Source organism: Billgrantia sp. C5P2, assembly GCF_051062895.2.
Genome location: NZ_CM128542.1, coordinates 2,771,937 through 2,798,657 on the forward strand (window position 1 = coordinate 2,771,937; position 26,721 = coordinate 2,798,657).

Below are 26,721 nucleotides of genomic sequence, written 5' to 3' on the forward strand. Positions count from 1 at the left end.
CATGCATGTACCCGGCCACACTGGTATCGTGTCGGCATGCCTGCCACGAGCGACCACCTCCCATGACCTCACGCCCCGACCCTCGGGTCCTGCTGCGCCTGCTGGCGCTGCTGGCCCCCTATCGCACCCGGCTGGCCATTGCCGCCCTGGCACTGCTGGTAGCCTCCGCCAGCGTCCTGCTGCTGGGCCAGGGGCTACGCCTGGTGATCGACCAGGGCTTTCTCGCCGAGAACGCCACCCGCCTCAACCAGACCCTGGCGGCCATGCTTGGCGTGGTCAGCCTGTTGGCGGGGGCGTCGGCACTGCGCTACTACCAGGTGAGCTGGATCGGTGAACGCCTGGCGGCGGATCTGCGCCGTCAAGTCTTCGACCGTCTGCTCGACCTCGAGCCGGCGTACTTCGAGAGTGCGGCCCACCGCGACCACGGGCCTGCCGAGATCGCCTCGCGCCTGACCACCGACACCAGCGTATTGCAGACCCTGTTCGGCTCGTCGATCTCGCTGGCGCTGCGCAACCTGGTGATGCTACTGGGGGCCGTGACGCTGATGCTGGTAACACAGCCCTGGCTCTCGGCTCTGGTGCTGATCAGCATACCCGCCACGGTACTGCCGATCCTGTGGTTCGGCCGCCGCGTGCGCCGTCTCTCCCGCTACAGCCAGGACCGGGTGGCCGAGCTGGGCCGCTACGCCAGCGAGACTCTCAATGGCATTCGCACGGTGCAGGCCTTCACCCACGAAACCATCGACCGGCACGACTACGGCGAGCGCGTCGAGCAGGCCTTCGATACCGCCGTGGTGCGCACGCGGCAGCGCGCCTGGCTCACGGGTGCCGCCATGCTGGCGGTATTCGCCGCGGTGGGGCTGATGCTGTGGCAGGGTGGCCAGGCGGTGCTGGCCGGTACGATGAGTGCGGGGGAACTCTCGGCCTTCGTCTTCTATTCGGTGCTGGCGGCAGGCGCAGTGGCGACCCTGGCAGAAGTCGCCGGCGACGTTCAGCGGGCCGCCGGCGCCGCCGAACGGCTGCTCGAGCTGCTCGACGCCGAGCCCGGCATTCGCCCGCCGGCGCGACCGGTGCCACTGCCTCAGCCGCTGCTCGGAGAGATACGGCTGGAGAGCGTGAGCTTTGCCTACCCGGGGCGCGAGATACCGGCGCTCGATGCCCTCGACCTGTGGATTCGCCCCGGCGAGCGTGTCGCCCTGGTAGGGCCCTCCGGCGCCGGCAAGAGCACCCTGCTCGGGCTGTTGCTGCGCTTCCACGACCCCGACCGGGGCCGCCTGACGCTGGATGGCATCGACCTGCGGGAACTCGATCCGCGCGAGCTGCGCGCCAGCATGGGCCTGGTGGCACAGGAACCCGTACTGTTCACCGGCACGGTGGCCGACAACCTGCGCTACGGTAAGCCCGATGCGAGTCTCGAAGAGCTTCGTGCTGCCGCCCGCGACGCCAATGCGCTGGGCTTCGTCGAGGCCCTGCCCCGTGGCTTCGATACCTCGCTCGGCCCCGGCGGCGTGCAGCTCTCCGGCGGCCAACGCCAGCGCCTGGCGATCGCCCGCGCGCTGCTCAAGGATCCGCGCGTGCTGCTGCTCGACGAGGCTACCAGCGCCCTGGACGCCGAGAGCGAGCGCCTGGTACAGCAGGCACTGGATCGGTTGATGGCCGGACGTACCAGCCTGGTGATTGCCCACCGCCTGGCTACGGTGACCGCCGCCGACCGCCTGCTGGTCTTCGACGAAGGGCAGTTGGTAGCCGCCGGCCGTCACGCCGAGCTGCTCGACCAGAGCCCGCTCTACCGTCACCTGGCGGAGCTGCAGTTCGGCCGACACCGGGCGGAAGCATGAATCCACAACGCACGGCCGAGCGCAGCCGTTTGCAGCGGTGCTCTCAAATAGTGTTGCGCAGGCCGAGCTCATACGGATGCGGGTCGAGGTAGGTCTGCTGTCGAATGTAGTCCGAACCGTGGCGCTTCACGTAGTGATTGAGTAGCCGCATCGGCACGGCGAGATGCACATGGCCCAGGCGGTACTCTTCCACCGCTTGCAGCAAATCCTGCTTGACTTCGCTGTCCAGCGCCTGCTTCAGGTAGCCCAGCACGTGCATCAGGGCGTTGGTGTGGGTCTTGCGCGTAGCGGGGCGCGACAACGCCGCCATGAAGCGCTGCAGGTAGCGGTGCTTCACCTCGTTCAGCGGCTGGGCATGGGCCTCGCTGCCCAAGTAGCGCCCCAGCTCGCGATAGGCTTCCACATGGTGCGCCATCAGCAGGTACTTCTGGCGGCTGTGGAACTGGATCAGCGCATGGAATTCTTTCGCGTCCTCGACGTGATGCTTCCAGTCGTCGAAGGCGAATACCCGGGTGATGAAGTTCTCGCGCAGCACGGCATCGTTCATGCGCGCTTCTTCTTCCAATGGCAACTCGGGGAAGTGCTCGCGCAGCACGCGTACGAATAGCCCCGAGTCGGCGTGGCTCGGCATGCCGTTCGCGTGGTAGACCTTGACCCGCTCGAGACCGCAGCTCGGCGAGCCCTTCATCAGGATGAAGCCACGCAAATGACGATGGCGGGCAACGAACGCCTCGCCGACCTCACGCAGTCGATCGGTGACGTCGAGATCGGGATCCACCGTTCCCTTCACCCGCGGCGCCTCGTCAGGCACACCGACGAGGCGAATCGGCTCCCGCGGCACCCCCAGTCCGGCCTCGAGTTCGGGGCAGAAGGGTTCTAAGGCGAAGCATTCCTGCAGCACTTCCAGGCAGTAGCGGGAGCGCTTGTGGCCACCGTTGTAGCGCACCTGCTCACCCATCAGGCAGGCGCTGATGCCCACCGGAATCCTCTTCGTGGACGACCGCGTATCAACCAAGGCAACGTTCCCTTTCAGCTCTCTTCCCATCGTCGCCCCTAGGCCGCTTCCGGGCAAGTACGCCGCACGCAGGCCAATGACCGGTAGGGCTCGTAGCTGGCACGCCTGGCCCTGTGCATGTACGTTCCCCTACCAACCGGGACTCGTTCGGGTGCGCCGAATTGTCATGTCCACATTGCCTGCCACTCCCAGCCGTCCTTTTGGACATAGGCCAGCCATATGCGCTGGCTCTCCAGCTCCTCGAGGTATTGGCGAAGCGCTTCGGGCGATTTGTCGAGAGCTATCGTGGCAGGCAGCCAGGCAGCATCGATTTCGGGAGCAAGGCTAGCTGGCCGAACGAAGTCGTGGCTCAGCACCGAGAGAAAACTCTCCAGTGAGTCGAGAGCCGCTTGCAGCTTGAAGCGCACCGAAGGGGTCAGCGACGTACGACCATGACAGACGAGGGTAAGCGCCTGATAGAGTCTGAACATAGCCACCGGCAAGGCTCTGCCGGGCTCGCCCTGGTGATAATAGTGCAGAATGGGATAAGCGAGGTGTTGCTGCCCGACACTGATAATGGTCGCCCTGAGGTTGTCGGCCTGATCGGCCAGCTCCTCGAAATTCCCCTCTCCTTCCAGGCGCTTCACGATCGCCGCCGGGGTTTCGCCAAGGGCATGGATCGAGATCGCCAACTGCCGCTTCTGTACCACGGCAGACATGACGGCCAGGATATAGGTGACCGCCAGTGTCAGGAGAAAAAAGCCATTGGCCGCCGCCATTACCGCCAGAACCTGCCATTTTCCTGTGCCGGCCACGAAGTCGCCATAGCCCAACGTGGTGATGGTGTAGCCGACGAAGTAGAGGCGCTCCAAGGGATTGGCGTAGGTTCCCGAATCGGGGTGATACACAGCCGACTCGTGGCTGCTGAATACCAGCCACCAGCCAAGCCAGATCAGTCCCACCCAAGTCATCATCAAGGCGACGGTAAGCCAGGGGCCGACGGCTTTCAGCAACCCATGCAGCGAGAACCGCTTGTGCAGCGTCAGGACTGAAAACCATGCGAGCCGCCCCAGCAGCCGGGTCATCGGCCCCGACCGGGAAGCCGCCAGGGTCGTCTGAACAGCATCGTAGACCACCAATGCCACCAGAAGAAAACCGCTTAGTGCAATGAATGTCGACATGCATCTCCCTCGCCTATTGAATGATCCTTGCCGATAACCTAGCCCAATCAAGGCGCCTTCAGCGCGATACGGCGATCCTGTTCGCAAGAAAAATAGCGTCGGGTAAAGTGACTTGCCGCCGTGGGCAATCTTTCGTTAGATCCGCAAACCTTTCTTTGCATTAGGAAACCCGTCTTGGGTTGATATACCGGTTGGCCATTCCTACGTTTAACCGTGATGGCAGACGCCAGCAGTGCCGGAACACCGGTAAATGGACGTACGATCTCGCGTGTTCTTCGACAGGCCAACCAGGAAGGAGATCTGACATGGCACAGCGCAACCAGAATCCAGGCACCTTTGCCAACGATCCGCAGAAGGCCTCCCAGGCCGGCCAGAAAGGCGGCCATGAAAGCAGCGGCAACTTTGCCAACGACCCGCGGCGCGCCTCTGAGGCCGGCCACAAGGGTGGCCAGCAGAGTGGCGGCAATTTCGCCAACGAACCGCAGCGTGCCTCCGAGGCCGGCCACAAGGGTGGCCAGCAGAGTGGCGGCAATTTTGCCAACAATCCGCAGCGTGCCTCCGAAGCCGGCCAGAAAGGTGGCCAGCACAGCGGCGGCAACTTCGCCAACGACCCGCAGAAGGCCTCCGAAGCCGGCCGCAAGGGTGGCAAGAACCAGGGCCGCTGATAACGACTCATTCCGTTCCAGTCATCAGGGATCGATAAGCGAACACGGAAGTTTCGCAGGAATGGAACCAGTTACGGCCCGAAAAGCTGTCAGGCAAGTCCTGGCAGCTTTTTTGCTTTCCACGCCGCCAACTACATCATGCACGACCATGGTCGAGTTGCGGCATCCAGGCCGAGCGCGCACCCTAGCCAGAAATAAAAAAGACCCCCCGGAGGGGGTCAGGTGGAGCACGCCAGCTCACATCGGTATATCGCCCACTGTTCATTACAGCTATTGGCGACATTGCTCAGGAAGGTTGAATATCACGCCGACCTTCCTGCAGCGTTGTTCGGTTAACAAATACAAAGCGATAACTGCGCCAACAATTATAGAAACATTGGAAAAACAAAGACCTGCAAGAAAAACAGCCAAGCAGGCTTTGTGCCATACCCCGACCGTTCCCCTTCCTGCACCACCGAAACTCACTTCAGGGCTGCATTGCCGCATTTTGATGCATCGCAAAATCAGCGAAACGGCATAAACCAGTCGAACGTCGCAGCGCATCATCCGACACGTCGCTAGAGCAACTCGCGGGTGACATCCATGACGCGCCCATCCACCGTGCGCTGCACCTTGTCCTCAATCTCGCTGCATAGCGACTCTACCTTTTGCCGCTCGTTACCGACCGCCACGAAGGTCCACTCGCTCGCTTCCAATCGGTCGTGCTCGCCGCTTTCGCACACCGCTACCGCCGGATTGCGGCCATAGCGTTCATGCAATCCGCCCATGCGTTGCCGCTTCTCTTTCAGCGATGCACAACCGGGCAGCGAAACATGCAGCGTCAGAATGGCTATGTGCATGCCTCTCCTCCTTGCAATGGTCTTCTGACCAGTCCTGACCAGTCCTGACCGGACACGACTTCACGCTAACACATCCATCCCCACCCAGGACCGGCAGTGCTTCGCGGTGCATTTCGCCCCATGCGAAACTGGCATGGGCCAGCGGCATCGCACCAATATCGCGACGCAGCATTGCGTGATATATAAGCGCTGAGTTCTTCCGCTCCTCCTCAGGATACACACCATGCCCCTCGGCTGTTCATCCTCTGCCCGGCCTCGAAACCTTCGTGGCCCGGCTTTGCTGTTGCTCGTCGTTGCTCTTACTATCGCCAGCCCGTTGGCACATGCCGCCACTGGACCGCTCTTGCTGACGAATTCTCTGGTCGGTTTAACCGCCATTGCGCTGTTCGTTCTGGCCTATGCCCTGGTGATGGCCGAAGAAAAAATTCACATGCGCAAGTCCAAGCCGGTACTTGTCGCTGCCGGTCTGATCTGGGCTATGATCGGTTGGGTCTACGTCCAGGCAGGCATGCCTGACGAGGCCGAACACGCCTTTCGCGAGACGTTACTCGAGTTCGCCGAGCTGATGCTGTTCCTGTTGGTGGCGATGACCTATATCAATGCCATGGAGGAGCGCCGGGTCTTTGACGCACTGCGCTCCTGGATGGTGCGCAAGGGTTTCAGCTACCGCCAATTATTCTGGCTCACCGGTGGACTCGCCTTCGTCATCTCGCCAGTGGCTGACAACCTGACCACCGCTATGCTGATGTGTGCGGTGGTGATCAAGGTGGCCGAGAGCGACAAGCGCTTCATCAACCTGGCCTGTATCAACATTGTGGTAGCGGCCAACGCTGGCGGGGCCTTCAGCCCGTTCGGCGACATCACCACGCTGATGGTGTGGCAGGCCGGCATGCTGCAGTTCTATGAATTCTTCGCCCTGTTGGTGCCCTCATTGGTCAACTTCCTGGTGCCGGCAGTGGCCATGAGCTTGTTTATCGGCGATCGCACTCCGGAGGGTGACGAAGAGGAGGTTGATCTCAAGCGCGGCGCACGACGCATCATCGTTCTGTTCCTGCTCACGGTAGCCACCGCCGTGGCCTGCCACTCCCTGCTACACCTCCCCCCGGTACTGGGCATGATGACCGGTCTAGGCTATCTGCAGTTCTTCGGCTACTACTTGCGCCGTACCCTGCCCCGCTCGCTGGAACGTAAACGCGAGCACTACATGCGGAGCGGTGACGAGCGCCGCCTGGCTCAGCTTGGCAGCGTGGTGCCGTTCGACGTATTCAACCGAGTGGCGCGAGCCGAGTGGGATACCCTGCTGTTCTTCTACGGCGTGGTGATGTGCGTCGGTGGCCTGGGCTTCCTGGGCTACTTGAGCTTGTTCTCTGAACTGCTCTACAGCGGCTGGGACGCCACTTGGGCCAACATCGCCTTGGGCCTGGTATCGGCCGTGGTCGATAACATTCCGGTGATGTTCGCCGTGCTGACCATGCAGCCGGAGATGTCCCACGGCCACTGGTTGCTGATCACGCTTACCGCCGGTGTCGGCGGCAGCCTGCTCTCCATTGGCTCCGCTGCTGGCGTCGCCCTGATGGGCCAGGCCCGGGGCTACTACACCTTTGCCGGGCACTTGCGCTGGGCGCCGGTGATCGCGCTGGGCTACGCCGCCAGTATCCTCGTCCACCTGTGGCTGAATGCCGATAGCTTTCACATCTTCAGTTGACCGAGTCACCGTTCTGCAACGGCACCAGGGACGGCGCCGTCTCCTATTGCTCCGGTGGCCACTCCGGGTGTGAAGGCAGCCCCTCGTAAGCTAACCAGGGAGAATCGTGGGAGGCCCAGATATGCGCCTGCGGCCGCGTACCCGGGTCGTCATCCAAGGTGGCGACCCGCACGATGACATGCGGCTGCCCCTCTCGCTCGGCCACGAGGTGCGAACCACAGGCCGTGCAGAACCAGCGCCGCTTGCCGGGTGAGGATTCGAAGCTGGCACGCGTCTCGTCGCCTGCGATCCAGCGAAAATGCTCGCGCATCACTCCTGCTGTAGTCGCAAAGGCCGCCGCATGTGCCTTCTGACAGGTGCGACAGTGGCAATGACGAATCGGCATGTCCAACTGGCCGATCTCGTAGGTCACAGTGCCGCAAAGACAGCTTCCCTTCATGGTGGATTCCCTCAGATATCAATGATCAGATCCGGCATGAACAGGGGCGGTTCGAACTCCCCCGGGTAACCGCCGGGGTTGGCCAGCACCCGTGTACCGCCCACTTCCCGATTCACCGGCTCGTGCACGTGACCGTGAATCCACACGTCCATGCGGCCCATCATCGCCGGCAGGTGCGAGGCGAAGGCCGGCGACAGCGCATCGCCCCGGTAGCGTGGCGGAATGCACTCGGCCAATGGCGCATGGTGGCTGATCACCACACGAGGCCCGTCGAAGGGCTTGGCCAGCTCCACCGCCAGCCAGGCCAGGGCTTCGGTATGCAGCCGCTGGCTTTCGGCCGGGCTGAACGTCTCCCCTTCCGGCTGCTCGATAATGCTGAAATCGGGCATCAGCCAGCGCGCCTTCTCCTCGGTCAGCGCGGGATCGTGGTCCGGATCGTCGGCATAAAGGGCGAAGTCGGTCCATAGCGTCGTGCCATGGAAGCGCACACCGCCCAGCGTGAGAGTCCGGTTGTCGAGCAGATGGACACCCAACCGCTCGGCCTCGGCTGCCAGGGCCTGACGCAGCAGCGGCATGGAGGCACCATAGAATTCATGATTGCCCGGCACGTAGAGGATCGGCACCCCAGCGAAGCGCTCGGCCGCCCAGGCCAACCCCTCCGCATGGCGGTGAATGTCCCCGGCGAGAATCACCACATCTGCCTCCACTTCCGGCAGCTCGCGCCCATCGTCGAAATGTTCCAGATGCAGGTCCGACAGTACTCTGAGCCGCATGACTCCCCCTTATTCGACGCATCGGACCATCCCTCGGCCCCTCGGTACGGGGTTCAGCATAAGCGGGAGACGGAAGACTCCGCCAGGCTTGGCTCATACGCCAGCTCGCGTCTATGTTGAGATGGCCTGTTGCAAAAGGCGCAACGACTCAATGGAGGAGTCTCATGAACGTGCAGAACACTACCGAGTCCAGCCAGGACGTCGTCGACATTCTCACCCTCGACCATCGTGACATGGAGGATCTGCTGGACCAGATCCAGCGTTCCCCCGATGCCGAGCAACGCCGCGACCTGACCGATACGCTGATCGCCGAAGTGATGCGTCACGCGGTTGCCGAGGAGATGTACGTCTACCCGGTGATGGAGAAGCGTATCCCCGGTGGGGAGGAGGAAGCTGAGCACGACAGGGAGGAACACGACGAGATCGTGCAGGTGATGAAGCAGCTGGAAGAGGCCGATGCTGCCGAGCCAGCCTTCATGGATCGCGTGCACAAGCTGGACGAACTGCTGCGCCACCACGCCAAGGACGAGGAAGCCGACCAGTTTCCCAAACTGCGTCAGCGCATCTCCGGCGAGGACCTCGTCGAGCTGGGAAGGAAGGTAGAAAAAGCCAAGCAACTGGCACCGACCCGCCCCCACCCCAGCGCGCCCCACTCTGAGCTGTTCCACAAGACCGTGGGCCCTGGCGTCGGCATGGTCGACCGCCTGCGCGACCAGCTCAGTGGCCGAATGACCGGCTGATCGTCGGGCCTTCGCTTCGCCCCGGTGCCGGTTTCGCTACGGCGCCGGGGCTTTGATCCAACGCTGCACAGCGCTCATTCGCCAATCACTGCCTCGCGCTGGTGGCGGTAAGTGTCGTAGTCCGGCGGAAGTCGTTCGAAACACTCCTCTCTCTGACTGGACGGCACCTGATGGCACTCAAGGGCATTGCTGTGTTTCAGCCCTTCGTACGTACCGCGCTGGGAGCAACCCAGCAAGAGCCAGGGCAAGCAAATGAAAAGCACGATATGCCGATAGCGATTCGCATCAAGCATGGTCCTCTCCGATAGGCGCTTATGGGCGCAGCACAACGTCAGCGATGCTCCTTGCAGACCTTTAGCGCAGCGACTGTGTCGTGCACGGCCTGGTTAGGCAGCGTCGTTCAGTGCTCGCCTCGATAGCCAGGCATGAATCAATCCTGCCTGAAAAAATTGCACGGGGAGCTCAAAGCCACCGGATTCAATGATAGAGGCAACCTTGGCCGGAGGAAGTACACCAACATCAGTGGCGTAGGCTTTGCGCATCCGCTCCACCGCTTCCGATGAAATATCCGCGGCTGACATCATGTTCATCCAAGCACGGAGTAATTCTTCATATTCCAGTGACTCGACATCTGAGGCCAAATCGGCGCTAGCGAGTATCCCACCTGGCTTAAGTCTATCTGCAATTTCACTGAAAAATCTGGAGCGCTCGCTCTCATCCAAGATGAACTGGGACACCAGGAAGCAGGTCGCAGCATCGTGCGGCTCGATAACGGGAAGTGAGCCGAGGTAGCCCTCGTGAAAAGTACAGCGAGACGCAATGCCCTCTTTCTCTGTTCTTTGCCGACAGATATCAAGCATGGCGCCGGATGGCTCTACAGCAGTAAAGCTCCAGCCAGGATGCTCAGAGGCAAGATAGAGAAGCTCATCACCCGTTCCTACCCCGACGCATAGAACCTTTGCATCTGCAGGCAACTCGGCGAACATCGACCCAAGAAGCAGATGTAGGCAGTTTCGAATCGGTGCAGTCTTCGCCCACTGTGTATCGTAGCTTGCAGCCTGCTGGTCAAATAAGGCTTTTATTTCTTCTTGGTTCATCTACTTCTCCGCCTTTGGCAATCTTCGCTGACGCGCATCACCCCGCATAACAGGCAAAGGCATTTATCAGCCTCCGTCCCGTATGCGTGACGAATATAGTTACTGGCGCAAAATCTTGTCCAGCGCCTTACCCTTTGCGAGCTCATCAACAAGCTTATCCAGATAGCGAACCTTTCGCATGAGAGGATCTTCAATCTCTTCCACACGCACCCCACATACAACGCCTTTGATGAGCGAAGCGTTTGGGTTGAGCCTTGGCGCTTTGGCAAAGAATGCCTCAAAATCGCTTTCCATTTCGATCTGGCATTGAAGCTCTTCACGACTGTAACCTGTTAACCAGCAGATGACTTGGTCAACTTCTTCCTTCGTGCGATTCTTGCGTTCGGCCTTCTGAACATACAACGGGTAAACGCGCGAAAATTTCATCCGGTATATTTGATGTTGAGGCATCGCCGATTCTCATTTCGCTCGCAGCCCGCTTTGCTGGCCGCCCTTAGGACGGCTAACAGTGGCGTGACAGCTAAAAATACAGTACTCAAGGACAGCTGTATGCACACACAAGCGTTACCAGGGATCGTAGGTGCCGAAGTTCCAGAGGTGCCCCTCCAGGTCACGGCAACTGAAGCCCCGGCCACCGTAATCCTCGTCCTTGATCTCGATAACTATCTGGGCACCTGCCGCTTTGGCACGCTCGTAGACATCATCAGCGTCCGAGACGATGAGGTAGGCGCATTGAGTTTCGGCACCATCGGTTTCGTCCGGCTGCTTCATCAGGCGGCCGAATTCGCTGTCCGTGGCCGATCCCAGCATGATCATGCCATTGCCGAACGTCAGTTGGGCGTGGGCAATGGTTCCATTCTCGTTGGCGGCAACGAACTGCTTCTCGAAACCGAAGGCCCGGCAAAGCCATTCGATGGCAGTTGGCGCATCACGGTAGCGAAGGCATGGAATCACCGTGGCCCGTGTATTCTTGGCGATGCTCGACATCTCACGAACTCCTCTACATGAAATCAAGGCGAACGTATCGTTCGTAGTTGGCTCCTTTGCCTAGAAACGCCAGGTCACCCCCAGCAGCGGGCCACCCATCGAAATGTCGAGCCGCATACCCTCTTCGTCACGATCCAGTGCCAGATGGCGATAGCCAGCGGATAGATAGAGGGCATCGTTCACCCGATAGTTCGTGGTTGCCACCACTTGCCAGGTGCTGTCGGCACCGATCCCGAAGCCGCCCACATCGGCATGCACCAGCGTAGACCAGCGTGGGCTCCACTCCGAGCGCAAACGTGCTATCAGAATCGGATCGACCCAGCGCTCGGTGTCACGCAAGTCGAGCCCAAAAGCCGGAACAGCGGCTTCAGCCTCCATGCGCCAGGCCCGCGCGCCGGCCAGCAGATCCAGATAATGCCCGTGTTCGCTAATGGCCTGATAACCGCCCGCCGCCGTGAAGGAGCGTTGCCGCACCCTGCCTTCGGCGGTCAATCCCGCCGGGATCACGCCGCCATGGCTGAGCGAAGCGTAGGTGAAGTCCCCAAACAGCACCCAGCGCTCGTAACGAGCGCTGCCAGAAATAAAGAAAGCCCCTTCCAGATCGTCCAGGATCTCATCGAAAGAGCGCGAAGTGCTGACAGTGGGAGCACCTCTCAACGGGCGAATATCGCCGGACAGGTTGGCTAACCAAATGTATGGCGTGAGCTGAAAGCGCCAGGTGTCTTCACGCGCCTGGGCCTGGGCTTCAGCCGTGAAGCCTACAGTCACGATGACCAAGGCAACGACAAGGAATCTGTCGATCATGGTTAGCCTCACAGGTTGTTCTTGTAGATGCGTCCATCCTTCATGATCAGGCGCAGATTGCGCTCCGGGTCGGTCAGAAAGTCGAGGTCGCGACTCGGGTCGCCATCCACTACCAAGAGATCGGCAAATGCACCCTCCTCAATGCGCCCCAGCGTGCCGGGATAAGGGCTGCGAGGGCCGGAGAGCGTGAGCAACTCCCCATTCTGGCCGGTAGCCATGGCCAGCACCGTGAGCGGATCGTAAAAGCGTGTCAGCTTGGCCAGATGGCGCAAATGATTAGGCGCGTTCTGAGGGCTGAAAAGGATATCAGTGCCCCACGCCAGCCTGACGTCGAAGCGCTGCGCCAGCTCATAGGCACGCTCGGTACCCTCTGCCACTTGACGCTGGGCCATACGGCGGGTCTCGTCGGGGTAAACGTTGGCGTCCTCATCCTGAAGAAAAGGCTGCAGACTCCACCAGGTGCCCTCCCCAGCCATCATTCGAACACTCTCTTCATCAGCGAGCTGGCCGTGTTCGATGGATTTGGCCCCGGCCCGGATGGAGCGTTGGATGCCGGGCGGAGTGTAGACGTGCACCATCACGTAGGTGCCCCAGTCCTCGGCCGCTTCAACGGCAGCACGCAGCTCGCGCTCCGTGAACTGCGTACTGTCCAGAGGATCGTAGGTCGAGGCGACCCCGCCACCGCCCATCAGCTTGATCTGGGAGGCGCCGAGCATCAGTTGCTCACGGGTGCGTCGTAACACTTCGGCCTCGCCATCAGCGATCGCCACCACGCCTTGGCGCTCCGGCTCGCTGAGGGGTGTCGTGGTGCCGCGGGGTACGTCATAACGCATGCGGAAATCACCGTGTCCCGATGTTTGGGAAATCATCGCGCCAGCGGGGAATATCCTTGGTCCCATGACGACCTCCTCATCGATGGCGCGCTTCAGCGCGAAGGATGGACCACCGGCATCCCGCACTGAGGTGATTCCACGCATCAGGGTGCGCTCCGCCTCTCTGGCTGCGACCAAATGCAGATAGCCCGGATCGGCTGTCATCGCTGCCGCCTGGGTGATAGCAACCAGGGTGCTGTGCCAATGAGCGTCGATCAGACCGGGCATCAGCACACGGCCGCCGCAGTCGATCACTTCGGCGCCCTCGGGCTCGGCATCGGCGGCCAGCAGCGCCTGGATGCGGCTTTCGTTCACCCGGACGGCCACATTCTCGCGCAGCGTTCCGCCGCTACCATCGAAGAGCTTGAGATTGGAGAACAGCAACGGTCCTCTGCGGTCTTGCGGCTGAGCGCTTACGGCCTTCGGCGCGTGCAGGCCGGCAAACAGCGCCATGACGGCCGCCGTGCCTCCGAGGAAATAACGCCGGGAGATATCGGCCATCATGCGTTCATGGAAGCGCTGCAGCAGCGGCGAACCGCAACAGCAGGCACCATGAGCATGGACAGCCGAATGAGGCCAGGCAAGCATGGAATGGCTGGTGGTTGGCATGTTGAGGTCCTCATCCTAAGGGCGCCTCAAGATCAGCGAATACTGCCGCCCACCTGCACGGTGCGCCCGTTTTCTGTTGCGAACTCATGAGCGGGCACGCACGGCGAACAATCATGCGCTCCACAAAGTAACAATATGAAACTAGTCCGGGGCCAGACTCCGCGCCACTAACCTTCTCAATAGCTGGCTCGCTCGAGCAGACGGGCCACTTCGCGGCGCTGCAGCAAGTCTTGCTCTAATCGAGCGTGTGTCACGTTGATCGGTGCTTGTCAGGTATGGCCTGACGAGAGGCGAACTTGCGAAAACATGCCAATATATAGGGCCAGCCGTACTCGGAAGCCATGGCGTCACGATACTCCTCGGCCCCATCGCCGTGGTTTCGAAAGTCACTATGTTTCAGCACCAGGCGAGTAGCATTTGGCCCATTCTCATGGAAACGAACCTCCACCGTGCTGGCATACGCAGGGTCGGGCTGAGGCACTCGGTTGGGGCCGATCTGCCAGGTAATGAGCAAGCGCACCGACGGCTCCCAGGCCAGCACGCGCCCCCAGTCCACCTGGAAGCCGTGCGGCCCCTCCTCGGTACAGCGTCCCCCCTGCCGCGGCTCGATGCCGATGGTGCCCAACGTCGACTGGGACCAGGTGTATTCCGCCGGCCACCAGGCAGCAAATCGCTTGGTGAATAGCTGGAAGGCTTGGTCCCTGGAGAGAGGAAGGACGACTTCGTGCACAGTCAGATCACTTCTTGGTGTCATCTTAGGCTTCCTTTCCTGCGTCTGTCCTCAAGCGTAGCCATGCCTAAACCAACTGGCCGCACTTCCCGCCACCCCAGCTTTCGTGCCAAGCCTAACTGCTAGAGTGAACGAAAGGATTCGCCACCGGTAATCGGCTCAGTCAGGAGGACGCCATGAGAAACAGCATACCGACCCCGAATCGAGGGGGTGCCTTCGATATCATTGCGCGATGGGGTTACGCCGCACGTGGCATTGTGTATCTGCTAGTTGGTGGCCTGGCCGCACTGGCGGCGATTGGGCAAGGTGGCCAGACGACGGATAGCCGCGGTGCGCTGGAGAGCCTGATGGACGCCGCATGGGGCGACGTACTGCTCGTTGCTATCAGCCTGGGCCTTTTGGGGTATGCCTTGTGGCGCTGCATCCAGGCCATCAAGGACACTGACCGCCACGGTACCGACGCCAAGGGCATGGCCATCCGTGCGGGCCTGCTGGTGAGCGCAGCCACGCACACACTGCTGGCGTTTTTTGCCGCGAGCCTGATCTTCACTCTGGGTGGGGGTTCAGGAGATTCCGGGGGTGGCTCGGAGGGCCTGGCGAGTTGGTTGATGCAACAGCCGTACGGTCGCTGGCTGGTGGGCGCCGTCGGCCTGGCCATTATCGGTGCCGGTGTTGCCCATGGCATCAAAGGCTGGAAAGCGAAATTCGATCGTCACTTCGACATGCCGGCGCGGACCCAGCGCTGGGCCTACCCAATCTGCCGCTTCGGCCTGGTAATCCGTGGCCTGGTCTTCCTGATCATCGGCATGTTCTTCATCATCGCCGCTTACCAGATAGATCCTGAACAGGCAGGCGGTCTCGACGATGTCTTCAACACACTTCGTAGCCAGGCATTCGGCCGCTGGCTGCTGGCTTTCGTTGCCTTGGGCCTGTTCGCGTTCGGTCTCTATAGCCTGTTGGAGGCCGTCTACAGGCGAGTGAATGCGCCGGGATGAGCGGGGCTCTGGTATTGATGGAAAACCCTTCCATCGCTCATGCTAGGCATTCTGCTGCTGGCCCAACCTGGAGAAACGAAATGCCTCAACCCCGCCTCGGTTTCATCGGCCTCGGCCTGATGGGCGACCCCATGACACGTCGCCTGCTGGATGCCGGCTTCGACGTGACGGTGTGGAACCGCACCGTGGAAAAGTGCGCGCCGTTGCTCGAAGCTGGAGCTACGCTAGCCGGCTCAATCGCCGAGTTGATGCAGTGTGTCGATGTGGTGATGCTGTGCCTGGCCAATACCGCCGTCGTAGAGGATGTGGTCTTCGGCGAAGGCGGCGTGGCGACCCATGGTCGGGCGGGGCAAAGGCTGATCGATCTCTCCAGCAGCGACCCGGCGGCAACGCGCGCCTTTGCCGAGAAGCTGGAGGAAGAGTGTGGCATGTGCTGGGTGGATGCCCCGGTCTCCGGCGGCGTAGCGGGGGCCGAGGCGGGGAGCCTGGCCATCATGTGCGGCGGTACAGAAGCGGATGTCGAGGCCGTACGCTTCCTGCTCGCCCCGCTCTCGGCGCGGGTCACGCACATGGGCCCGGTGGGTGCGGGCCAGGTTACCAAGGTGTGCAACCAGATGATCGTCGGCTGCCAGGCGGCGGTGATCGCCGAGATGGTGGCCCTGGCCGAGGCCAGCGGCGTGGATGCCGGCCGACTGACCGAGGCGCTGGCTGGCGGCTTTGCCGATTCCAAGCCGTTCCAGATTCTCACCCCGCGCATGGCGGCAAGCGAGTATGCCGATCCGGCCTGGCACCTGCGCACCCTGCTCAAGGACCTCGACATGGCCATGGCCCAGAGCCAGCGCGCCGGAAGCGCCACGCCCATGAGTGGGCTAGCCGCCCAATTGTTGCGCGTCCACGTCAATCGTGGCCACGCCGAGCACGACCCGGCAACTCTGGTAGAGGCGTATCGCCGCAAGGAGAACTAACCTTGCGACTCCTGCCCGCGGCTCTGCACAGCGGGAGGCTTGGGGTTCAGCAGGGGCTGGATCAGCATGCGATCCAGCCTCAGCTCGCGGGGCTCGCGGAACGCTTCGATGCCCAGCGTCATGCCGAGATGCCCGGCGGCGGGCTGGTCGCGATAGGTGCCGAACAACCAGTCCCACCAGGGCAGGTTGAAGCCGAAGTTGCTGTCGGTCTCGCGGCGTACGATGGAATGGTGAACGCGGTGCATGTCCGGCGTCACCACAACGAGGCGCAGCCGGCGGTCGAGCCACGCGGGAAGGCGCACGTTGCCATGGTTGAACATGGAGGTGGCGTTCAGCACGACTTCGAAGATCAGCACCGCCACGGCCGGTGCGCCCAGCAGCGTTACCACGGCCACCTTGATGCCCATCGAGATCAGGATCTCCAACGGATGGAAACGCAGGCCGGTGGTCACGTCGAACTCGAGGTCCGCGTGGTGCATGCGGTGCAAGCGCCACAGCCAGGGCACGGCATGAAACAACCGGTGCTGAAAGTAGATTGCCGCATCGAGCAGCAGCACCGAGAGCGGCAGCGCCAGCCACAGCGGCGCCGAGACCAGATGGAACAGCCCCCAGCCGTGCTCGGCAGCCGCCAGGGCGGCCCCCACCGCCGCCAGGGGAAACACCAGGCGAACCGCCAGGGTGTCCAGCACCACGATCGAGAGGTTGCCGGGCCAGCGCTGCCAGCGCCGGATTCGCTGCTGGCGACGCGCGGCGAGGATTTCCCACAGGGCCATCATCGCCAGTACCAGCAAGAAAATGCCGAGGCGGATCAGCGGCTCGTGAAGGATAAGAGTCTCGCTCATGTTCATGGCTCCCTGCCGGCGTGCAACGGCAGGCCGGCCCACTGTCTTATGCGATGGTATCGCTTTTCGAACTCGATTTGTCCCTTGCCCTACCCTTCCGTACACTTGTTTGACTTCCCCCAGACGCTAATCGCCGAGGCACGACCATGGCTTTCGATTCAACCTCTACCTATGTGGCTACCGATGCCTTGAAGCAGGCGGTGAATGCCGCCGTGACCCTGGAGCGCCCGCTGCTGATCAAGGGTGAGCCGGGCACCGGCAAGACCCTGCTGGCCGAGGAACTGGCGGCCTCGCTGGGTACGCAGCTGATCACCTGGCATATCAAGTCCACCACCAAGGCGGCCCAGGGGCTCTATGAATACGACGCGGTGAGCCGCCTGCGCGACTCCCAGCTCGGCGTCGAGGGCGTGGAGAACGTCGAGAACTACATCAAGCCCGGCAAGCTATGGGAAGCCTTCACCGCCGACGAGCGCGTGGTGCTGCTGATCGACGAGATCGACAAGGCCGACATCGAATTCCCCAACGACCTGCTCCAGGAGCTGGATCGCATGGAGTTCCATGTCTACGAGACCGGCGAGACCATCTCCGCCCGCTATCGGCCGATCATCGTGATCACCTCGAACAACGAGAAGGAGCTGCCCGACGCCTTCCTGCGCCGCTGTTTCTTCCACTACATCGAGTTTCCCGACCGCGAGACCATGCAGGCCATCGTCGACGTGCACTTCCCCGACATCGCGCCGAAGCTGGTCAGCCAGGCGCTCGAGGTGTTCTTCGACCTGCGCCAGGCGCCGGGGCTGAAGAAGAAGCCCTCCACCTCGGAGCTGGTCGACTGGCTGAAACTGCTGATGAGCGACGAGCTGGCCCGCGAAGCGCTCTACCACCGCGACCCGGTGAAGGCGATCCCGCCGCTGGCAGGCGCCTTGGTGAAGAACGAGCAGGACACCCAGTTGCTCGAGCGGCTGGCCTTCATGATGCGTCGCCAAGGCAACCAGAGGCGCTGAGCCATGTTCATCGGCCTGTTCGAGACCCTCAAGCGTGCCGGCGTACCGGTGTCGCTGCGCGAACTGCTCGACCTGCATGCCGTCGTCGAGCGCGGCGTGGTGTTCGCCGACATGGAAGCGTTCTACCAGGTGGCGCGCACCGTGATGGTCAAGGACGAACGCCACTTCGACCGCTTCGATCGCGCCTTCGCCGCCTGGTTCGACGGCCTGGAGAACCTGGATGCCGCCATCGAGGCGCTGATTCCCGACGACTGGCTGCGCCGCGAGTTCGAAAAACAGCTCAGCGAGGAGGAGAAGGCCCAGATCGAGTCGCTGGGCGGGCTCGAGAAGCTGATCGAGACCTTCAAGAAGCGCCTTGAGGAGCAGAAGGAGCGTCACGCCGGAGGCAACAAGTGGATCGGCACCGGCGGCACCAGCCCCTTCGGCGCCTACGGCTACAATCCCGAAGGCATTCGCATCGGCCAGGAGGGCTCGCGCCATCGCCGGGCGATCAAGGTGTGGGACGAACGCCGCTTCCGCGACTACGACGACTCGCTCGAACTCGGCACACGCAACATCAAGATGGCGCTGCGCCGCCTGCGCAAGTTCGCCCGCCAAGGGGCGGCCGAGGAGTTCGACGTCGATGCCACCATCCGCGATACCGCCCGCGACGCCGGCCTGCTCAACGTGCGCATGCGCCCGGAGCGTCACAATGCAGTAAAGGTGCTGCTGTTCCTCGACGTGGGCGGCTCCATGGACGACCACATCCGCGTCTGCGAGGAGTTGTTCTCCGCCGCCCGCTCGGAGTTCAAGCACCTGGAGCACTACTACTTCCACAACTGCTTGTACGAAGGCGTCTGGCGCAACAATTACCGCCGCACCAGCGAGCGTATTCCCACCATGGACGTGCTGCACTCCTACGGGCGCGACTATCAGGTGGTGATCGTCGGCGACGCCGCCATGTCGCCCTATGAGGTGACCCATCCCGGCGGTAGCGTAGAGCACTTCAACGACGAGGCCGGCGCGGTGTGGCTGAAACGCCTGGCCGACAAGTTCCCGCGCCTGGCCTGGCTCAACCCCATGCCGCCGCGCGCCTGGGAGTACACCCACTCCACCCAGTTGATTCGCCAGTTGATCGACGACCGCATGTACCCCATGACCCTGGAGGGTCTGGAGAACGCCATGCGCGAGTTGGCGCGCGGCTAGAAGCTGCCGAGGCCGGGATCGATAGCCCTGCGATGGCTTGCCCATTCTCGGGCGACTCCCTATACTGTATTTTCATACAGGTTTTGTATGACGAGACATGTCATCCGCCTGGTCTTGGGCAAGCGTCGATAGCGGACAATTCGCCATAACCTTTTTTGGTTATAAATTTGAAAAATAACCCTTAGGGGCTATTATCTCTCCATACCTCATGTAGAGCGGGCCTATGGTGCAGCGCATTGCCGTACTCACGGGCGACCTTGTCGATTCACGCAAGGCCAGCGACCCGAAGCGACTCTTCAAGGAGCTCGATGCCGCCCTCGAGGCGATTACCGACCGCTACGGCGGCCAGGGTGAGCGGTACCGTGGAGACGGATTTCAGATCGCCCTTCCCGACCCCGCGACAGCCATGCATGCTGCGGTGTTGTTGCGTGCGGCACTGATTCGCCATTCGGAGGAAGACCAACGCTGGGATGCCCGCATCGCCGTCGCCATCGGCAAGGATCGCTGGCACCCCGAACAGCGGGTCACCGAAGCCAGCGGCGAGGTGTTCGTGCGCTCCGGTCAGACCCTGGACGCCATGAGCGAAGGCGCTTCCCACCTGTGCCTAAAGCTGGTCGAGGAGTCCGAGAGCGAGTGCCTGACCCTGCTGACCCGCTTCGTCGACGACCTGATCGATGGCTGGTCACGCTACGCCGCCGAAGCCGTCTACCTGAGCCTGTGGCACGATGAGTCCCAGCAGGCGCTCGCCAAGCGGCTCGGTATCAGCCAGCCCGGCGTGCACAAGCGGCTGCGGGCCGCCCGCTGGTCGCTGCTCGACGATTATCTCCGCTACCTCGGCCAACGATTCAAGGACGACTCCCGATGAACGCCGATCTCTCGCTGCTGCTGGGGCTGGTGCTGGTCCATCTGCTTGGCGATTTCGCCCTGCAGCCAAGGCGTTGGGTCGAGGCTCGCTACGTGCGCAAGGTGCGCTCCCCGCAACTCTACCTGCACGCAGCGCTGCATGGCGGCTTGGCCTTCGCGGTGTTGGGTGCGGCCACCCTCACCCATTCGAACGCCACCACCTCCTTGGCCATGGTGCTGGGAGGCGCGCTTGCTGTCGCCGTGAGCCATATGGCTATCGACCTCGGCAAGTCCTACCTGTCGCCATCAAGGCTGCGCTGGTTCATGCTCGACCAGGCGTTGCACCTGCTGGTGCTGCTGGGTGTATGGCTGGTCTGGTTGGGCAGTTGGCAGCCGTTGGTCACCTTCTGGCAATGGTTGTTCACCCCGCCGGTACTCGGCATCGTCGTCGCGTACCTGGTCGTCACCCGCCCACTGTCGATCGTCATCGCCCTGGTCATACAGCGCTGGAGTGCCGAAATCGACAACCCGGGCACGCTCATTGCTGCCGGGGCACGCATCGGCATGGCCGAGCGCGTGCTGGTGCTGACCCTGGTACTGCTCGACCAGTTGACCGCCATTGGCTTCCTGCTCGCCGCCAAGTCGGTGCTGCGCTTCGGTGAACTGCGCGGTGCGCAGGATCGCAAGCTGACCGAATACGTGCTGATGGGCACCCTGCTCAGCGTCTCGAGTGCCATGGTGCTCGGTTTGTTGATCCGGCTAGTGATACAGGGGAGCTGATGATGGCGAATCGCTGGACCGCCATCGCGGGCATCGTCATCGCAACCACCTGGTTGAGCGGTTGCGCCACACCGAAGTCTCTCGAACAGCGCGACGGCTACGTAGTGGATCACACCCACGTTTCGTCCTCGCATACCAGCCGGGTGCGCCACCTGGTGTTGCACTACACCGATGTCGACGAGGCAGAGTCGCTGGCCGTGCTCACCGGCCCTCACGTCAGTGCCCATTATGTGCTGCCGTTGCCGCCGCGCGACCAACGCGGTCTGCCGCTGGTCTACCAGCTCGTCGACGAGGAGCGCCGCGCCTGGCACGCCGGCGCCAGCGCCTGGAAGGGTCGCACCAACATCAACGACACCTCGATAGGCATCGAGATCGTCAATACCGGGCCCGATCGTCCCTACGCCGAGGTGGAGCGGTTGCTGGAAACGCATCCCGAGGCCGCCGTGGAGGTAAAGTGGGCGTCTTATCCAGACGAGCAGATCGAGGCGCTGATCGCACTATCGCGGGACATCATCGAACGCCATGGCATCCACCCCATCGACGTGGTAGCCCATTCCGACATTGCGCCGTCGCGCAAGATCGACCCCGGCCCGCGCTTCCCATGGCGCGAACTCCATGAGGCAGGTATCGGCGTATGGCCGGGGGAGGAAGCGGTATCGCGCTGGCAAGCCCACTTCGAGGCAGAGGCATTACCGCTCGGCACTCTGCAGGAGGCGCTGCGCGCCTGGGGCTATCCGCTGGAGACAACGGGTGAGCTGGACCGCCAGACCCGCGCGGTACTGCGTGCCTTCCAGATGCGCTTCCGGCCCGCCGATTACCGCGGCAAGCCGGACGTGGAGACCCAGGCCATTCTCTGGGCGCTGCTGGAGGAGTATCGCCCGGCAGCGCTGGAGGATCTCGGTCAGCCGTTGCGGAACAGATAACTATAAGCGCTCAACGCCGGCACGCCGCCCAGGTGGGCATAGAGCACGCGTGAGCCCTCGGGGAACTCACCGTTGCGCACCATATCGATCATCCCATGCATCGACTTGCCCTCGTAGACCGGATCGGTCAGCACGCCCTCGAGGCGGGCGCAGAGACGAATCGCTTCCAGCGTCCCTTCACTGGGCAGGCCGTATTCGGGGCCGCCATAGCGGGCATCCAGCACCACATCTTCGTCGGCGATCCCCCCTTCCAGCTCGACCAGTTCGGCAGTGTGCCGAGCGATGCGCAGGATCTGCTCACGAGTTCGCTCCGGCTTGGCCGAGGCATCGATGCCAATCACCCGCCGCGCCCGGCCATCGGCGGCGAAACCGACCACCATGCCGGCCTGGGTACTACCGGTCACCGAGCAGACCACGATGTAGTCGAACGTGAAGCCGAGCGCCAGCTCCTGCTGGCGTACCTCCTCGGCAAACCCCACGAAGCCCAGGCCGCCATAAGGGTGCTCGGAGCAGCCGGCGGGAATCGGGAACGGCTTGCCGCCACGCTGGCGCACATCCTCCAGCGCCTGCTCCCAACTGGGGCGGATACCGATGTCGAAGCCCGCCTCGTCGAGGCGCACCTCGGCCCCCATGATGCGCGACATCTCGATGTTGCCCACCCGGTCGTACACCGCATCGGAATAGTTGACCCAGTCCTCCTGGACCAGCACGCACTGCATGCCGAGGTGGGCCGCCACGGCGGCGACCTGACGCGTTTGATTGGACTGGATACCGCCGATGGAAACGAGCGTGTCGCAACCCTGCTCCAGGGCTTCGGGGATCAGGTATTCGAGTTTGCGTGTCTTGTTGCCGCCGAACGCGAGGCCGCTGTTGCAGTCTTCGCGCTTGGCATACAGCTCGACTCTCCCGCCCAGATGCTCGCCGAGGCGCTTCAGAGGAGTGATGGGCGAAGGCCCGAAGGTCAACGGATAACGAGGGAAACGCTGCAAGTTCATTGAGTTTCTCCTGCTGGCTAGGCAATGGCGGCGGCCGTTCGGCTCGGACCGCCGGGCTCACGAGTGACGCGATCGACCTTTTTCATACTAATGGCCATGGAGAGTTGCTTGGTTGCAAAATAGCGCCGATTATTCAAACACAATCCCGACAAATTCCTTTTTTACATGTGCATGATTTCTTAGAATCCAAAGAATGAGAAATTAAATTGCGTAAGACAGATACCCATCCCGCTCCTGCCACCGCTGCCGAGCTGGACCGCATCGACAAGCGCATCCTCAAGACACTGCAACAGGACGCCTCGATCTCCAACGTGGCGCTGGCGGCCGAAGTGAATCTCAGCCCACCCGCCTGCCTGCGACGTGTAGAGCGGCTGAAGCGGGAAGGACTGATCCGCGGCATCGTTGCGCATCTCGATCCCGAACGGCTCAATGCCGGCATGGTGGTATTGATAGGGGTAGTGCTGGATCGCTCGACGCCGGAATCATTCGCCGCCTTCGAGGAGGCCGCGCAGCGCGTCACCGGCTGCATGGAATGCCATGTGGTGACCGGCGAATTCGACTACTTCATGCTGGTCAGGACTCGCGATAGCCAGAGCTTCAACAAGCTGCACGCCGAGCAATTGCTGTACTTGCCCGGGGTGCGACAGATTCGCTCGTTCATGGGGTTGAAAGAGGTGGTATCGACCCACCAGGTACCCCTGTAGAGGGGGAAGAGGACCGGCCTGCCATCACTTGGCAGGCCGCAGGGGAAAACACGCCTCCTCTTGTGGAGGAGTTACATCGTGGCCAGACGCTCGCGGTCGTTGATTCCGGCCATGCGCACCAGGGCCAAGGCCTCCTCGAGGCTTTCCACCTCTTCGACCCGCACCATCTCGCTGTCCAGGCTGACCGACTTGCCGGTCTTCTCGGAGAGCAGTCTCTCAAGGGTGGGCACGTCCATACCCTCTTCCATGTGCAGGACATCGACACTGGCGCTGTCGTGCGTACCGGGCAGGTAGATGGTGCCGTTGGAGAAGTCCACGGCGTAGGCGATCACGCCGGGGACGATGAAGAACAACAGGCCAACGCCGTTGGCAATGGCGATGACGGGATCGATGCGGCCACTCATCTGGCCCTTGCGTTCGGGATGGAAGACGGTACCGCAGCCCACCAGGGCGGTGATGGAAACTCCTACCACCAGGCCAGTCAGGGCACGACGGATTCGGGTCTTCATGCAGAGGTCGCTCCGTAGCAGTTCGTGTCATCGACACCGGGACGATTGCCGCCCTCGGCGCCGCCATGGAGAATGGCGGCAGATTACCACAACCCCGATTTATACGAACGTTTACATTTTTCACGGAGGCGTCATGAGCGAGATCACACTGCACACTTGCCAAGGCAACGCCATCGAGTCACGGCTGGACGCGCTGGCTCACCTGCGAATCACCGTGTTTCGCGATTTTCCTTACCTCTACGACGGCAGTTTCGACTACGAGGCCAACTATCTGCGCCGCTACGCAGAGTGCCCCGAGAGCCTGTTCGTGCTGGCCGAGGATGGCGATGCTCTGGTCGGTGCCGCCACGGGCATGCCGTTGGCCGAGGACGTGGAGGAGTTCCGCACCCCCTTCGAGCAGGCCGGCTTCGATATCGGCAGTGTCTTCTACTACGGCGAGTCGGTACTGCTGCCAAGCTACCGTGGCCGTGGCATCGGCAAGGCCTTTCTCGCCGAGCGCGAGCGACATGCGGCCCGCCATGGCTTCTCCACCGTGGCCTTCTGTGCCGTGGAGCGCCCCGACGACCATCCGCTGAAACCGGAGGGCTACGTGCCGCTGCACGGTTTCTGGCGCTCGCAGGGTTACGAGCGGCATCCGGAGCTCGCCACCACCTTCCGCTGGAAGGACATCGGCGAGCCGGAGGAGACCGACAAGCCGATGGTGTTCTGGCTGAAGTCGTTGACCTGAGTCCATATGCCGACAAGGGGACGAGGGGCGCCGGGGACAGGGCGAAGAGGAGGTCCGATTCCAGGGATGGAATCGGTAGCGCCCAGGGATGGGTTCACAGCGCCTCCTCGTAGCTCTGTCGACGGAGCAGCCCCGAGTGACGAAGCCAATGGCGATGCCTTTTGCCGCCATTCCTCGTTGGCCGTACAATGCCCCGAACGCCGCCTGCGCGGCATCTCGACTCATGTCAGCCCATGCTGGAAGGAAACGCCGGACCCATGCGCGCCACCCAACTGTTGATCGCCACCCTCAAGGAAACTCCCTCCGATGCCGAGGTCGTCAGCCATCAGCTGATGCTGCGTGCCGGCATGATTCGTCGCCTGACCTCGGGCCTGTACACCTGGCTGCCGGTCGGCCTGCGTACTCTGCGCAAGGTGGAGCGCATCGTGCGCGAGGAGATGGATCGATCCGGAGCCCAGGAGGTGTTGATGCCGGCGGTACAGCCCGCCGAACTGTGGCAGGAATCCGGCCGCTGGGAGCAGTACGGTCCCGAGCTGCTGCGCCTGAAGGACCGCCACGAGCGCGACTACTGCGTCGGCCCCACCCATGAAGAGGTGATCACCGACCTGATGCGCCGCGAGCTCTCCAGCTACAAGCAGCTGCCGGCCAACTTCTACCAGATCCAGACCAAGTTCCGCGACGAGATCCGCCCGCGCTTCGGTGTGATGCGCTCGCGTGAGTTCATCATGAAGGATGCTTACTCCTTCCACATCGACCAGGACTCCCTGAAGGAGACCTACCAGGCGATGTACGACGCCTACGTGCGGATCTTCACTCGCCTGGGGCTGGACTTCCGCCCGGTCCTGGCCGACAACGGCGCCATCGGCGGCACCGGTTCCCACGAGTTCCACGTGCTGGCTGCTTCGGGCGAAGACGATATCGCGTTCTCCACCGAATCCGACTATGCCGCCAATATCGAGAAGGCCGAGGCGCTGCCTGCGCCGCTGGGCACCAATGCCGAGCGCGCCGCGCCGAGCGAAGCATTGCGCCTGGTCGACACGCCCAACGCCAAGACCATCGCCGCCCTGGTGGAACAGCACGGCCTGCCCATCGAGAAGACCATCAAGACGCTGATGGTGCGCGCTACCGAGGGCGGCCTGATCGCCCTGCTGGTGCGCGGCGACCACGAGCTCAACGAGGTCAAGGCCGAGAACCTGCCCGAGGTAGCCGCACCGCTGACCATGGCCACGGAAGAAGAGATTCGCGCCGTGGTCGGCGCCGGCCCCGGCTCGCTGGGCCCGGTGAACCTCGACATGCCGATCATCATCGACCGCAGCGTGGCCCTGATGAGCGACTTCGGTGCCGGCGCCAACGTCGATGGCAAGCACTACTTCGGCATCAACTGGGAGCGCGACGCGGCACTGCCCAAGGTGGCCGACATTCGCAACGTGGTCGAGGGCGACCCCTCGCCGGACGGCAAGGGCACGCTTTCGATCAAGCGTGGTATCGAGGTCGGTCACGTGTTCCAGTTGGGCAAGAAGTACTCCGAGGCAATGAACGCCACGGTGCTCGACGACAACGGCAAGGCAGCCCACCCCTGGATGGGCTGCTACGGTATCGGCGTGACCCGCGTGGTCGCCGCCGCCATCGAGCAGAACCACGATGAGAACGGCATTATCTGGCCCAACGCCATCGCGCCCTTCCAGGTCGCCCTGGTACCGATGAACGCGCACAAGTCGCAGCGCGTGCGGGAGGAGTCCGAGCGGCTCTACCAGGCCCTCACCGCAGCCGGCCTTGACGTGCTGATGGACGATCGCGACCTGCGCCCCGGGGTGAAGTTCGCCGATCAGGAACTGATCGGCATTCCCCATCGACTGGTAGTCGGCGACCGCGGACTGGACAATGGCGAACTGGAGTACAAGGGACGGCGTGACAGTGAAGCGACCATGGTGCCTGCCGACAGCATCGTCGAATTCCTGCGCGAGCGGACCGGGGTGTAA

General features: G+C 62.5%; 28 protein-coding genes. 14 read left to right on the plus strand and 14 right to left on the minus strand.

Features of this window, described 5'->3' with window-relative positions; genetic code table 11:
* Positions 1–62 precede the first annotated feature (62 nt).
* Complete coding sequence (locus ACRWQA_RS12830; RefSeq protein WP_434227382.1) at positions 63–1,838, plus strand: ABC transporter transmembrane domain-containing protein; 1,776 nt, start codon at positions 63–65, stop codon at positions 1,836–1,838.
* Between the two features lie 43 nt (positions 1,839–1,881).
* On the opposite strand, the gene ACRWQA_RS12835 is transcribed toward ACRWQA_RS12830, so the two are convergent.
* Both ACRWQA_RS12835 and ACRWQA_RS12840 read right to left on the minus strand, forming a co-directional pair.
* The gene (locus ACRWQA_RS12835) at positions 1,882–2,883 is read right to left on the minus strand and encodes a YbgA family protein (RefSeq protein WP_446326183.1); all 1,002 of its coding nucleotides are present in this window, start codon (positions 2,881–2,883) and stop codon (positions 1,882–1,884) included.
* A 134-nt stretch (positions 2,884–3,017) separates the two neighbouring features.
* Positions 3,018–3,917, minus strand: coding sequence for a potassium channel family protein (locus tag ACRWQA_RS12840; protein ID WP_434227386.1), 900 nt, complete (start codon positions 3,915–3,917; stop codon positions 3,018–3,020).
* Positions 3,918–4,318: 401 nt separating this feature from the next.
* Here ACRWQA_RS12840 and ACRWQA_RS12845 point away from each other — a divergent pair, with 401 nt between their 5' ends.
* Positions 4,319–4,678 carry a con-10 family general stress protein gene (locus ACRWQA_RS12845; protein ID WP_434227388.1) on the plus strand — a complete coding sequence of 120 codons (360 nt, stop codon included), beginning with the start codon at positions 4,319–4,321 and terminating at the stop codon, positions 4,676–4,678.
* 557 nt (positions 4,679–5,235) lie between these two features.
* On the opposite strand, the gene ACRWQA_RS12850 is transcribed toward ACRWQA_RS12845, so the two are convergent.
* The gene (locus ACRWQA_RS12850) at positions 5,236–5,517 is read right to left on the minus strand and encodes a DUF503 domain-containing protein (protein WP_263583510.1); all 282 of its coding nucleotides are present in this window, start codon (positions 5,515–5,517) and stop codon (positions 5,236–5,238) included.
* A 223-nt stretch (positions 5,518–5,740) separates the two neighbouring features.
* On the opposite strand from ACRWQA_RS12850, the gene nhaD reads away from it, so the two are divergent.
* Positions 5,741–7,222, plus strand: a complete 1,482-nt coding sequence (nhaD, locus tag ACRWQA_RS12855) for a sodium:proton antiporter NhaD (protein WP_263583509.1) — start codon at positions 5,741–5,743, stop codon at positions 7,220–7,222.
* A 43-nt stretch (positions 7,223–7,265) separates the two neighbouring features.
* Here the strand turns inward: nhaD and ACRWQA_RS12860 are convergent, their stop codons facing one another.
* Together ACRWQA_RS12860 and ACRWQA_RS12865 are read right to left on the minus strand one after the other, a co-directional pair.
* On the minus strand, positions 7,266–7,661 hold the full coding sequence (locus tag ACRWQA_RS12860; protein WP_263583508.1) for a GFA family protein: 396 nt from the start codon (positions 7,659–7,661) through the stop codon (positions 7,266–7,268).
* Between the two features lie 11 nt (positions 7,662–7,672).
* Entirely contained in the window at positions 7,673–8,434 is a 762-nt protein-coding gene (locus ACRWQA_RS12865) for a metallophosphoesterase (protein WP_434227389.1), read from the minus strand.
* Positions 8,435–8,598: 164 nt separating this feature from the next.
* Here ACRWQA_RS12865 and ACRWQA_RS12870 point away from each other — a divergent pair, with 164 nt between their 5' ends.
* A complete protein-coding gene (locus ACRWQA_RS12870) occupies positions 8,599–9,174 on the plus strand; it encodes a hemerythrin domain-containing protein (protein ID WP_434227390.1) in 576 nt (191 codons plus the stop codon).
* 386 nt (positions 9,175–9,560) lie between these two features.
* Here ACRWQA_RS12870 and ACRWQA_RS12875 read toward each other — a convergent pair whose 3' ends face one another.
* From ACRWQA_RS12875 to ACRWQA_RS12900, 6 genes are all read right to left on the minus strand, one after another.
* Complete coding sequence (locus ACRWQA_RS12875; RefSeq protein WP_434227391.1) at positions 9,561–10,271, minus strand: class I SAM-dependent methyltransferase; 711 nt, start codon at positions 10,269–10,271, stop codon at positions 9,561–9,563.
* A 99-nt stretch (positions 10,272–10,370) separates the two neighbouring features.
* Positions 10,371–10,721: a DUF2200 domain-containing protein gene (locus tag ACRWQA_RS12880; RefSeq protein WP_434227393.1), complete on the minus strand. Its 351-nt coding sequence runs from the start codon at positions 10,719–10,721 to the stop codon at positions 10,371–10,373.
* 114 nt (positions 10,722–10,835) lie between these two features.
* Positions 10,836–11,258 (minus strand): VOC family protein, encoded by a 423-nt coding sequence (locus ACRWQA_RS12885; protein ID WP_263583502.1) that lies wholly within the window; start codon positions 11,256–11,258, stop codon positions 10,836–10,838.
* A gap of 60 nt (positions 11,259–11,318) precedes the next feature.
* Positions 11,319–12,062: a hypothetical protein gene (locus tag ACRWQA_RS12890; RefSeq protein WP_434227395.1), complete on the minus strand. Its 744-nt coding sequence runs from the start codon at positions 12,060–12,062 to the stop codon at positions 11,319–11,321.
* Positions 12,063–12,070: 8 nt separating this feature from the next.
* Entirely contained in the window at positions 12,071–13,435 is a 1,365-nt protein-coding gene (locus ACRWQA_RS12895; RefSeq protein ID WP_434227396.1) for a metal-dependent hydrolase family protein, read from the minus strand.
* Between the two features lie 358 nt (positions 13,436–13,793).
* Positions 13,794–14,297, minus strand: a complete 504-nt coding sequence (locus ACRWQA_RS12900; RefSeq protein WP_434227398.1) for an SRPBCC family protein — start codon at positions 14,295–14,297, stop codon at positions 13,794–13,796.
* Between the two features lie 152 nt (positions 14,298–14,449).
* Here ACRWQA_RS12900 and ACRWQA_RS12905 point away from each other — a divergent pair, with 152 nt between their 5' ends.
* Together ACRWQA_RS12905 and ACRWQA_RS12910 are read left to right on the plus strand one after the other, a co-directional pair.
* Positions 14,450–15,268, plus strand: a complete 819-nt coding sequence (locus ACRWQA_RS12905) for a DUF1206 domain-containing protein (RefSeq protein ID WP_263583500.1) — start codon at positions 14,450–14,452, stop codon at positions 15,266–15,268.
* 80 nt (positions 15,269–15,348) lie between these two features.
* Complete coding sequence (locus ACRWQA_RS12910) at positions 15,349–16,233, plus strand: NAD(P)-dependent oxidoreductase (RefSeq protein ID WP_434227399.1); 885 nt, start codon at positions 15,349–15,351, stop codon at positions 16,231–16,233.
* Here the strand turns inward: ACRWQA_RS12910 and ACRWQA_RS12915 are convergent.
* Positions 16,230–17,075 (minus strand): sterol desaturase family protein, encoded by an 846-nt coding sequence (locus ACRWQA_RS12915; protein WP_434227401.1) that lies wholly within the window; start codon positions 17,073–17,075, stop codon positions 16,230–16,232. The two genes, ACRWQA_RS12910 and ACRWQA_RS12915, sit on opposite strands and share 4 nt — an antisense overlap.
* A 146-nt stretch (positions 17,076–17,221) precedes the next feature.
* Here ACRWQA_RS12915 and ACRWQA_RS12920 point away from each other — a divergent pair, with 146 nt between their 5' ends.
* The 5 genes from ACRWQA_RS12920 (at position 17,222) to ACRWQA_RS12940 (ending at position 21,807) form a co-directional block, all read left to right on the plus strand.
* A complete protein-coding gene (locus ACRWQA_RS12920; protein WP_263583497.1) occupies positions 17,222–18,076 on the plus strand; it encodes an AAA family ATPase in 855 nt (284 codons plus the stop codon).
* Positions 18,077–18,079: 3 nt separating this feature from the next.
* Positions 18,080–19,261 (plus strand): vWA domain-containing protein, encoded by a 1,182-nt coding sequence (locus tag ACRWQA_RS12925; RefSeq protein ID WP_434227403.1) that lies wholly within the window; start codon positions 18,080–18,082, stop codon positions 19,259–19,261.
* Between the two features lie 223 nt (positions 19,262–19,484).
* Positions 19,485–20,126: a helix-turn-helix domain-containing protein gene (locus tag ACRWQA_RS12930; RefSeq protein ID WP_434227405.1), complete on the plus strand. Its 642-nt coding sequence runs from the start codon at positions 19,485–19,487 to the stop codon at positions 20,124–20,126.
* On the plus strand, positions 20,123–20,884 hold the full coding sequence (locus tag ACRWQA_RS12935) for a DUF3307 domain-containing protein (RefSeq protein WP_263583494.1): 762 nt from the start codon (positions 20,123–20,125) through the stop codon (positions 20,882–20,884). The genes ACRWQA_RS12930 and ACRWQA_RS12935 overlap by 4 nt, the downstream gene beginning before the upstream one ends.
* Positions 20,884–21,807 (plus strand): N-acetylmuramoyl-L-alanine amidase, encoded by a 924-nt coding sequence (locus ACRWQA_RS12940; protein ID WP_446326184.1) that lies wholly within the window; start codon positions 20,884–20,886, stop codon positions 21,805–21,807. Before ACRWQA_RS12935 ends, ACRWQA_RS12940 begins: the two co-directional genes overlap by 1 nt.
* Here the strand turns inward: ACRWQA_RS12940 and ACRWQA_RS12945 are convergent.
* Positions 21,786–22,802, minus strand: a complete 1,017-nt coding sequence (locus tag ACRWQA_RS12945) for a 1-aminocyclopropane-1-carboxylate deaminase (protein WP_263583492.1) — start codon at positions 22,800–22,802, stop codon at positions 21,786–21,788. The two genes, ACRWQA_RS12940 and ACRWQA_RS12945, sit on opposite strands and share 22 nt — an antisense overlap.
* Before the next feature lie 206 nt (positions 22,803–23,008).
* Here ACRWQA_RS12945 and ACRWQA_RS12950 point away from each other — a divergent pair, with 206 nt between their 5' ends.
* The gene (locus ACRWQA_RS12950) at positions 23,009–23,506 is read left to right on the plus strand and encodes an Lrp/AsnC family transcriptional regulator (RefSeq protein WP_263583491.1); all 498 of its coding nucleotides are present in this window, start codon (positions 23,009–23,011) and stop codon (positions 23,504–23,506) included.
* Between the two features lie 71 nt (positions 23,507–23,577).
* On the opposite strand, the gene ACRWQA_RS12955 is transcribed toward ACRWQA_RS12950, so the two are convergent.
* On the minus strand, positions 23,578–24,015 hold the full coding sequence (locus ACRWQA_RS12955) for a hypothetical protein (protein WP_263583490.1): 438 nt from the start codon (positions 24,013–24,015) through the stop codon (positions 23,578–23,580).
* 133 nt (positions 24,016–24,148) lie between these two features.
* Between ACRWQA_RS12955 and ACRWQA_RS12960 the strand changes: the two genes are divergently transcribed.
* Positions 24,149–24,742 carry a GNAT family N-acetyltransferase gene (locus tag ACRWQA_RS12960; RefSeq protein WP_434227409.1) on the plus strand — a complete coding sequence of 198 codons (594 nt, stop codon included), beginning with the start codon at positions 24,149–24,151 and terminating at the stop codon, positions 24,740–24,742.
* A gap of 257 nt (positions 24,743–24,999) precedes the next feature.
* Entirely contained in the window at positions 25,000–26,721 is a 1,722-nt protein-coding gene (locus ACRWQA_RS12965) for a proline--tRNA ligase (RefSeq protein ID WP_263583488.1), read from the plus strand.

Excerpts from the sequence above, each read along its gene's own strand:
- ACRWQA_RS12830 (WP_434227382.1), top strand. The coding sequence starts at position 63 with ATGACCTCACGCCCCGACCCTCGGGTCCTGCTGCGCCTGCTGGCGCTG.
- ACRWQA_RS12835 (WP_446326183.1), bottom strand. The coding sequence starts at position 2,883 with ATGGGAAGAGAGCTGAAAGGGAACGTTGCCTTGGTTGATACGCGGTCG.
- ACRWQA_RS12840 (WP_434227386.1), bottom strand. The coding sequence starts at position 3,917 with ATGACCCGGCTGCTGGGGCGGCTCGCATGGTTTTCAGTCCTGACGCTG.
- ACRWQA_RS12845 (WP_434227388.1), top strand. The coding sequence starts at position 4,319 with ATGGCACAGCGCAACCAGAATCCAGGCACCTTTGCCAACGATCCGCAG.
- ACRWQA_RS12850 (WP_263583510.1), bottom strand. The coding sequence starts at position 5,517 with ATGCACATAGCCATTCTGACGCTGCATGTTTCGCTGCCCGGTTGTGCA.
- nhaD (WP_263583509.1), top strand. The coding sequence starts at position 5,741 with ATGCCCCTCGGCTGTTCATCCTCTGCCCGGCCTCGAAACCTTCGTGGC.
- ACRWQA_RS12860 (WP_263583508.1), bottom strand. The coding sequence starts at position 7,661 with ATGAAGGGAAGCTGTCTTTGCGGCACTGTGACCTACGAGATCGGCCAG.
- ACRWQA_RS12865 (WP_434227389.1), bottom strand. The coding sequence starts at position 8,434 with ATGCGGCTCAGAGTACTGTCGGACCTGCATCTGGAACATTTCGACGAT.
- ACRWQA_RS12870 (WP_434227390.1), top strand. The coding sequence starts at position 8,599 with ATGAACGTGCAGAACACTACCGAGTCCAGCCAGGACGTCGTCGACATT.
- ACRWQA_RS12875 (WP_434227391.1), bottom strand. The coding sequence starts at position 10,271 with ATGAACCAAGAAGAAATAAAAGCCTTATTTGACCAGCAGGCTGCAAGC.
- ACRWQA_RS12880 (WP_434227393.1), bottom strand. The coding sequence starts at position 10,721 with ATGCCTCAACATCAAATATACCGGATGAAATTTTCGCGCGTTTACCCG.
- ACRWQA_RS12885 (WP_263583502.1), bottom strand. The coding sequence starts at position 11,258 with ATGTCGAGCATCGCCAAGAATACACGGGCCACGGTGATTCCATGCCTT.
- ACRWQA_RS12890 (WP_434227395.1), bottom strand. The coding sequence starts at position 12,062 with ATGATCGACAGATTCCTTGTCGTTGCCTTGGTCATCGTGACTGTAGGC.
- ACRWQA_RS12895 (WP_434227396.1), bottom strand. The coding sequence starts at position 13,435 with ATGGCCGATATCTCCCGGCGTTATTTCCTCGGAGGCACGGCGGCCGTC.
- ACRWQA_RS12900 (WP_434227398.1), bottom strand. The coding sequence starts at position 14,297 with ATGACACCAAGAAGTGATCTGACTGTGCACGAAGTCGTCCTTCCTCTC.
- ACRWQA_RS12905 (WP_263583500.1), top strand. The coding sequence starts at position 14,450 with ATGAGAAACAGCATACCGACCCCGAATCGAGGGGGTGCCTTCGATATC.
- ACRWQA_RS12910 (WP_434227399.1), top strand. The coding sequence starts at position 15,349 with ATGCCTCAACCCCGCCTCGGTTTCATCGGCCTCGGCCTGATGGGCGAC.
- ACRWQA_RS12915 (WP_434227401.1), bottom strand. The coding sequence starts at position 17,075 with ATGAGCGAGACTCTTATCCTTCACGAGCCGCTGATCCGCCTCGGCATT.
- ACRWQA_RS12920 (WP_263583497.1), top strand. The coding sequence starts at position 17,222 with ATGGCTTTCGATTCAACCTCTACCTATGTGGCTACCGATGCCTTGAAG.
- ACRWQA_RS12925 (WP_434227403.1), top strand. The coding sequence starts at position 18,080 with ATGTTCATCGGCCTGTTCGAGACCCTCAAGCGTGCCGGCGTACCGGTG.
- ACRWQA_RS12930 (WP_434227405.1), top strand. The coding sequence starts at position 19,485 with ATGGTGCAGCGCATTGCCGTACTCACGGGCGACCTTGTCGATTCACGC.
- ACRWQA_RS12935 (WP_263583494.1), top strand. The coding sequence starts at position 20,123 with ATGAACGCCGATCTCTCGCTGCTGCTGGGGCTGGTGCTGGTCCATCTG.
- ACRWQA_RS12940 (WP_446326184.1), top strand. The coding sequence starts at position 20,884 with ATGATGGCGAATCGCTGGACCGCCATCGCGGGCATCGTCATCGCAACC.
- ACRWQA_RS12945 (WP_263583492.1), bottom strand. The coding sequence starts at position 22,802 with ATGAACTTGCAGCGTTTCCCTCGTTATCCGTTGACCTTCGGGCCTTCG.
- ACRWQA_RS12955 (WP_263583490.1), bottom strand. The coding sequence starts at position 24,015 with ATGAAGACCCGAATCCGTCGTGCCCTGACTGGCCTGGTGGTAGGAGTT.
- ACRWQA_RS12960 (WP_434227409.1), top strand. The coding sequence starts at position 24,149 with ATGAGCGAGATCACACTGCACACTTGCCAAGGCAACGCCATCGAGTCA.
- ACRWQA_RS12965 (WP_263583488.1), top strand. The coding sequence starts at position 25,000 with ATGCGCGCCACCCAACTGTTGATCGCCACCCTCAAGGAAACTCCCTCC.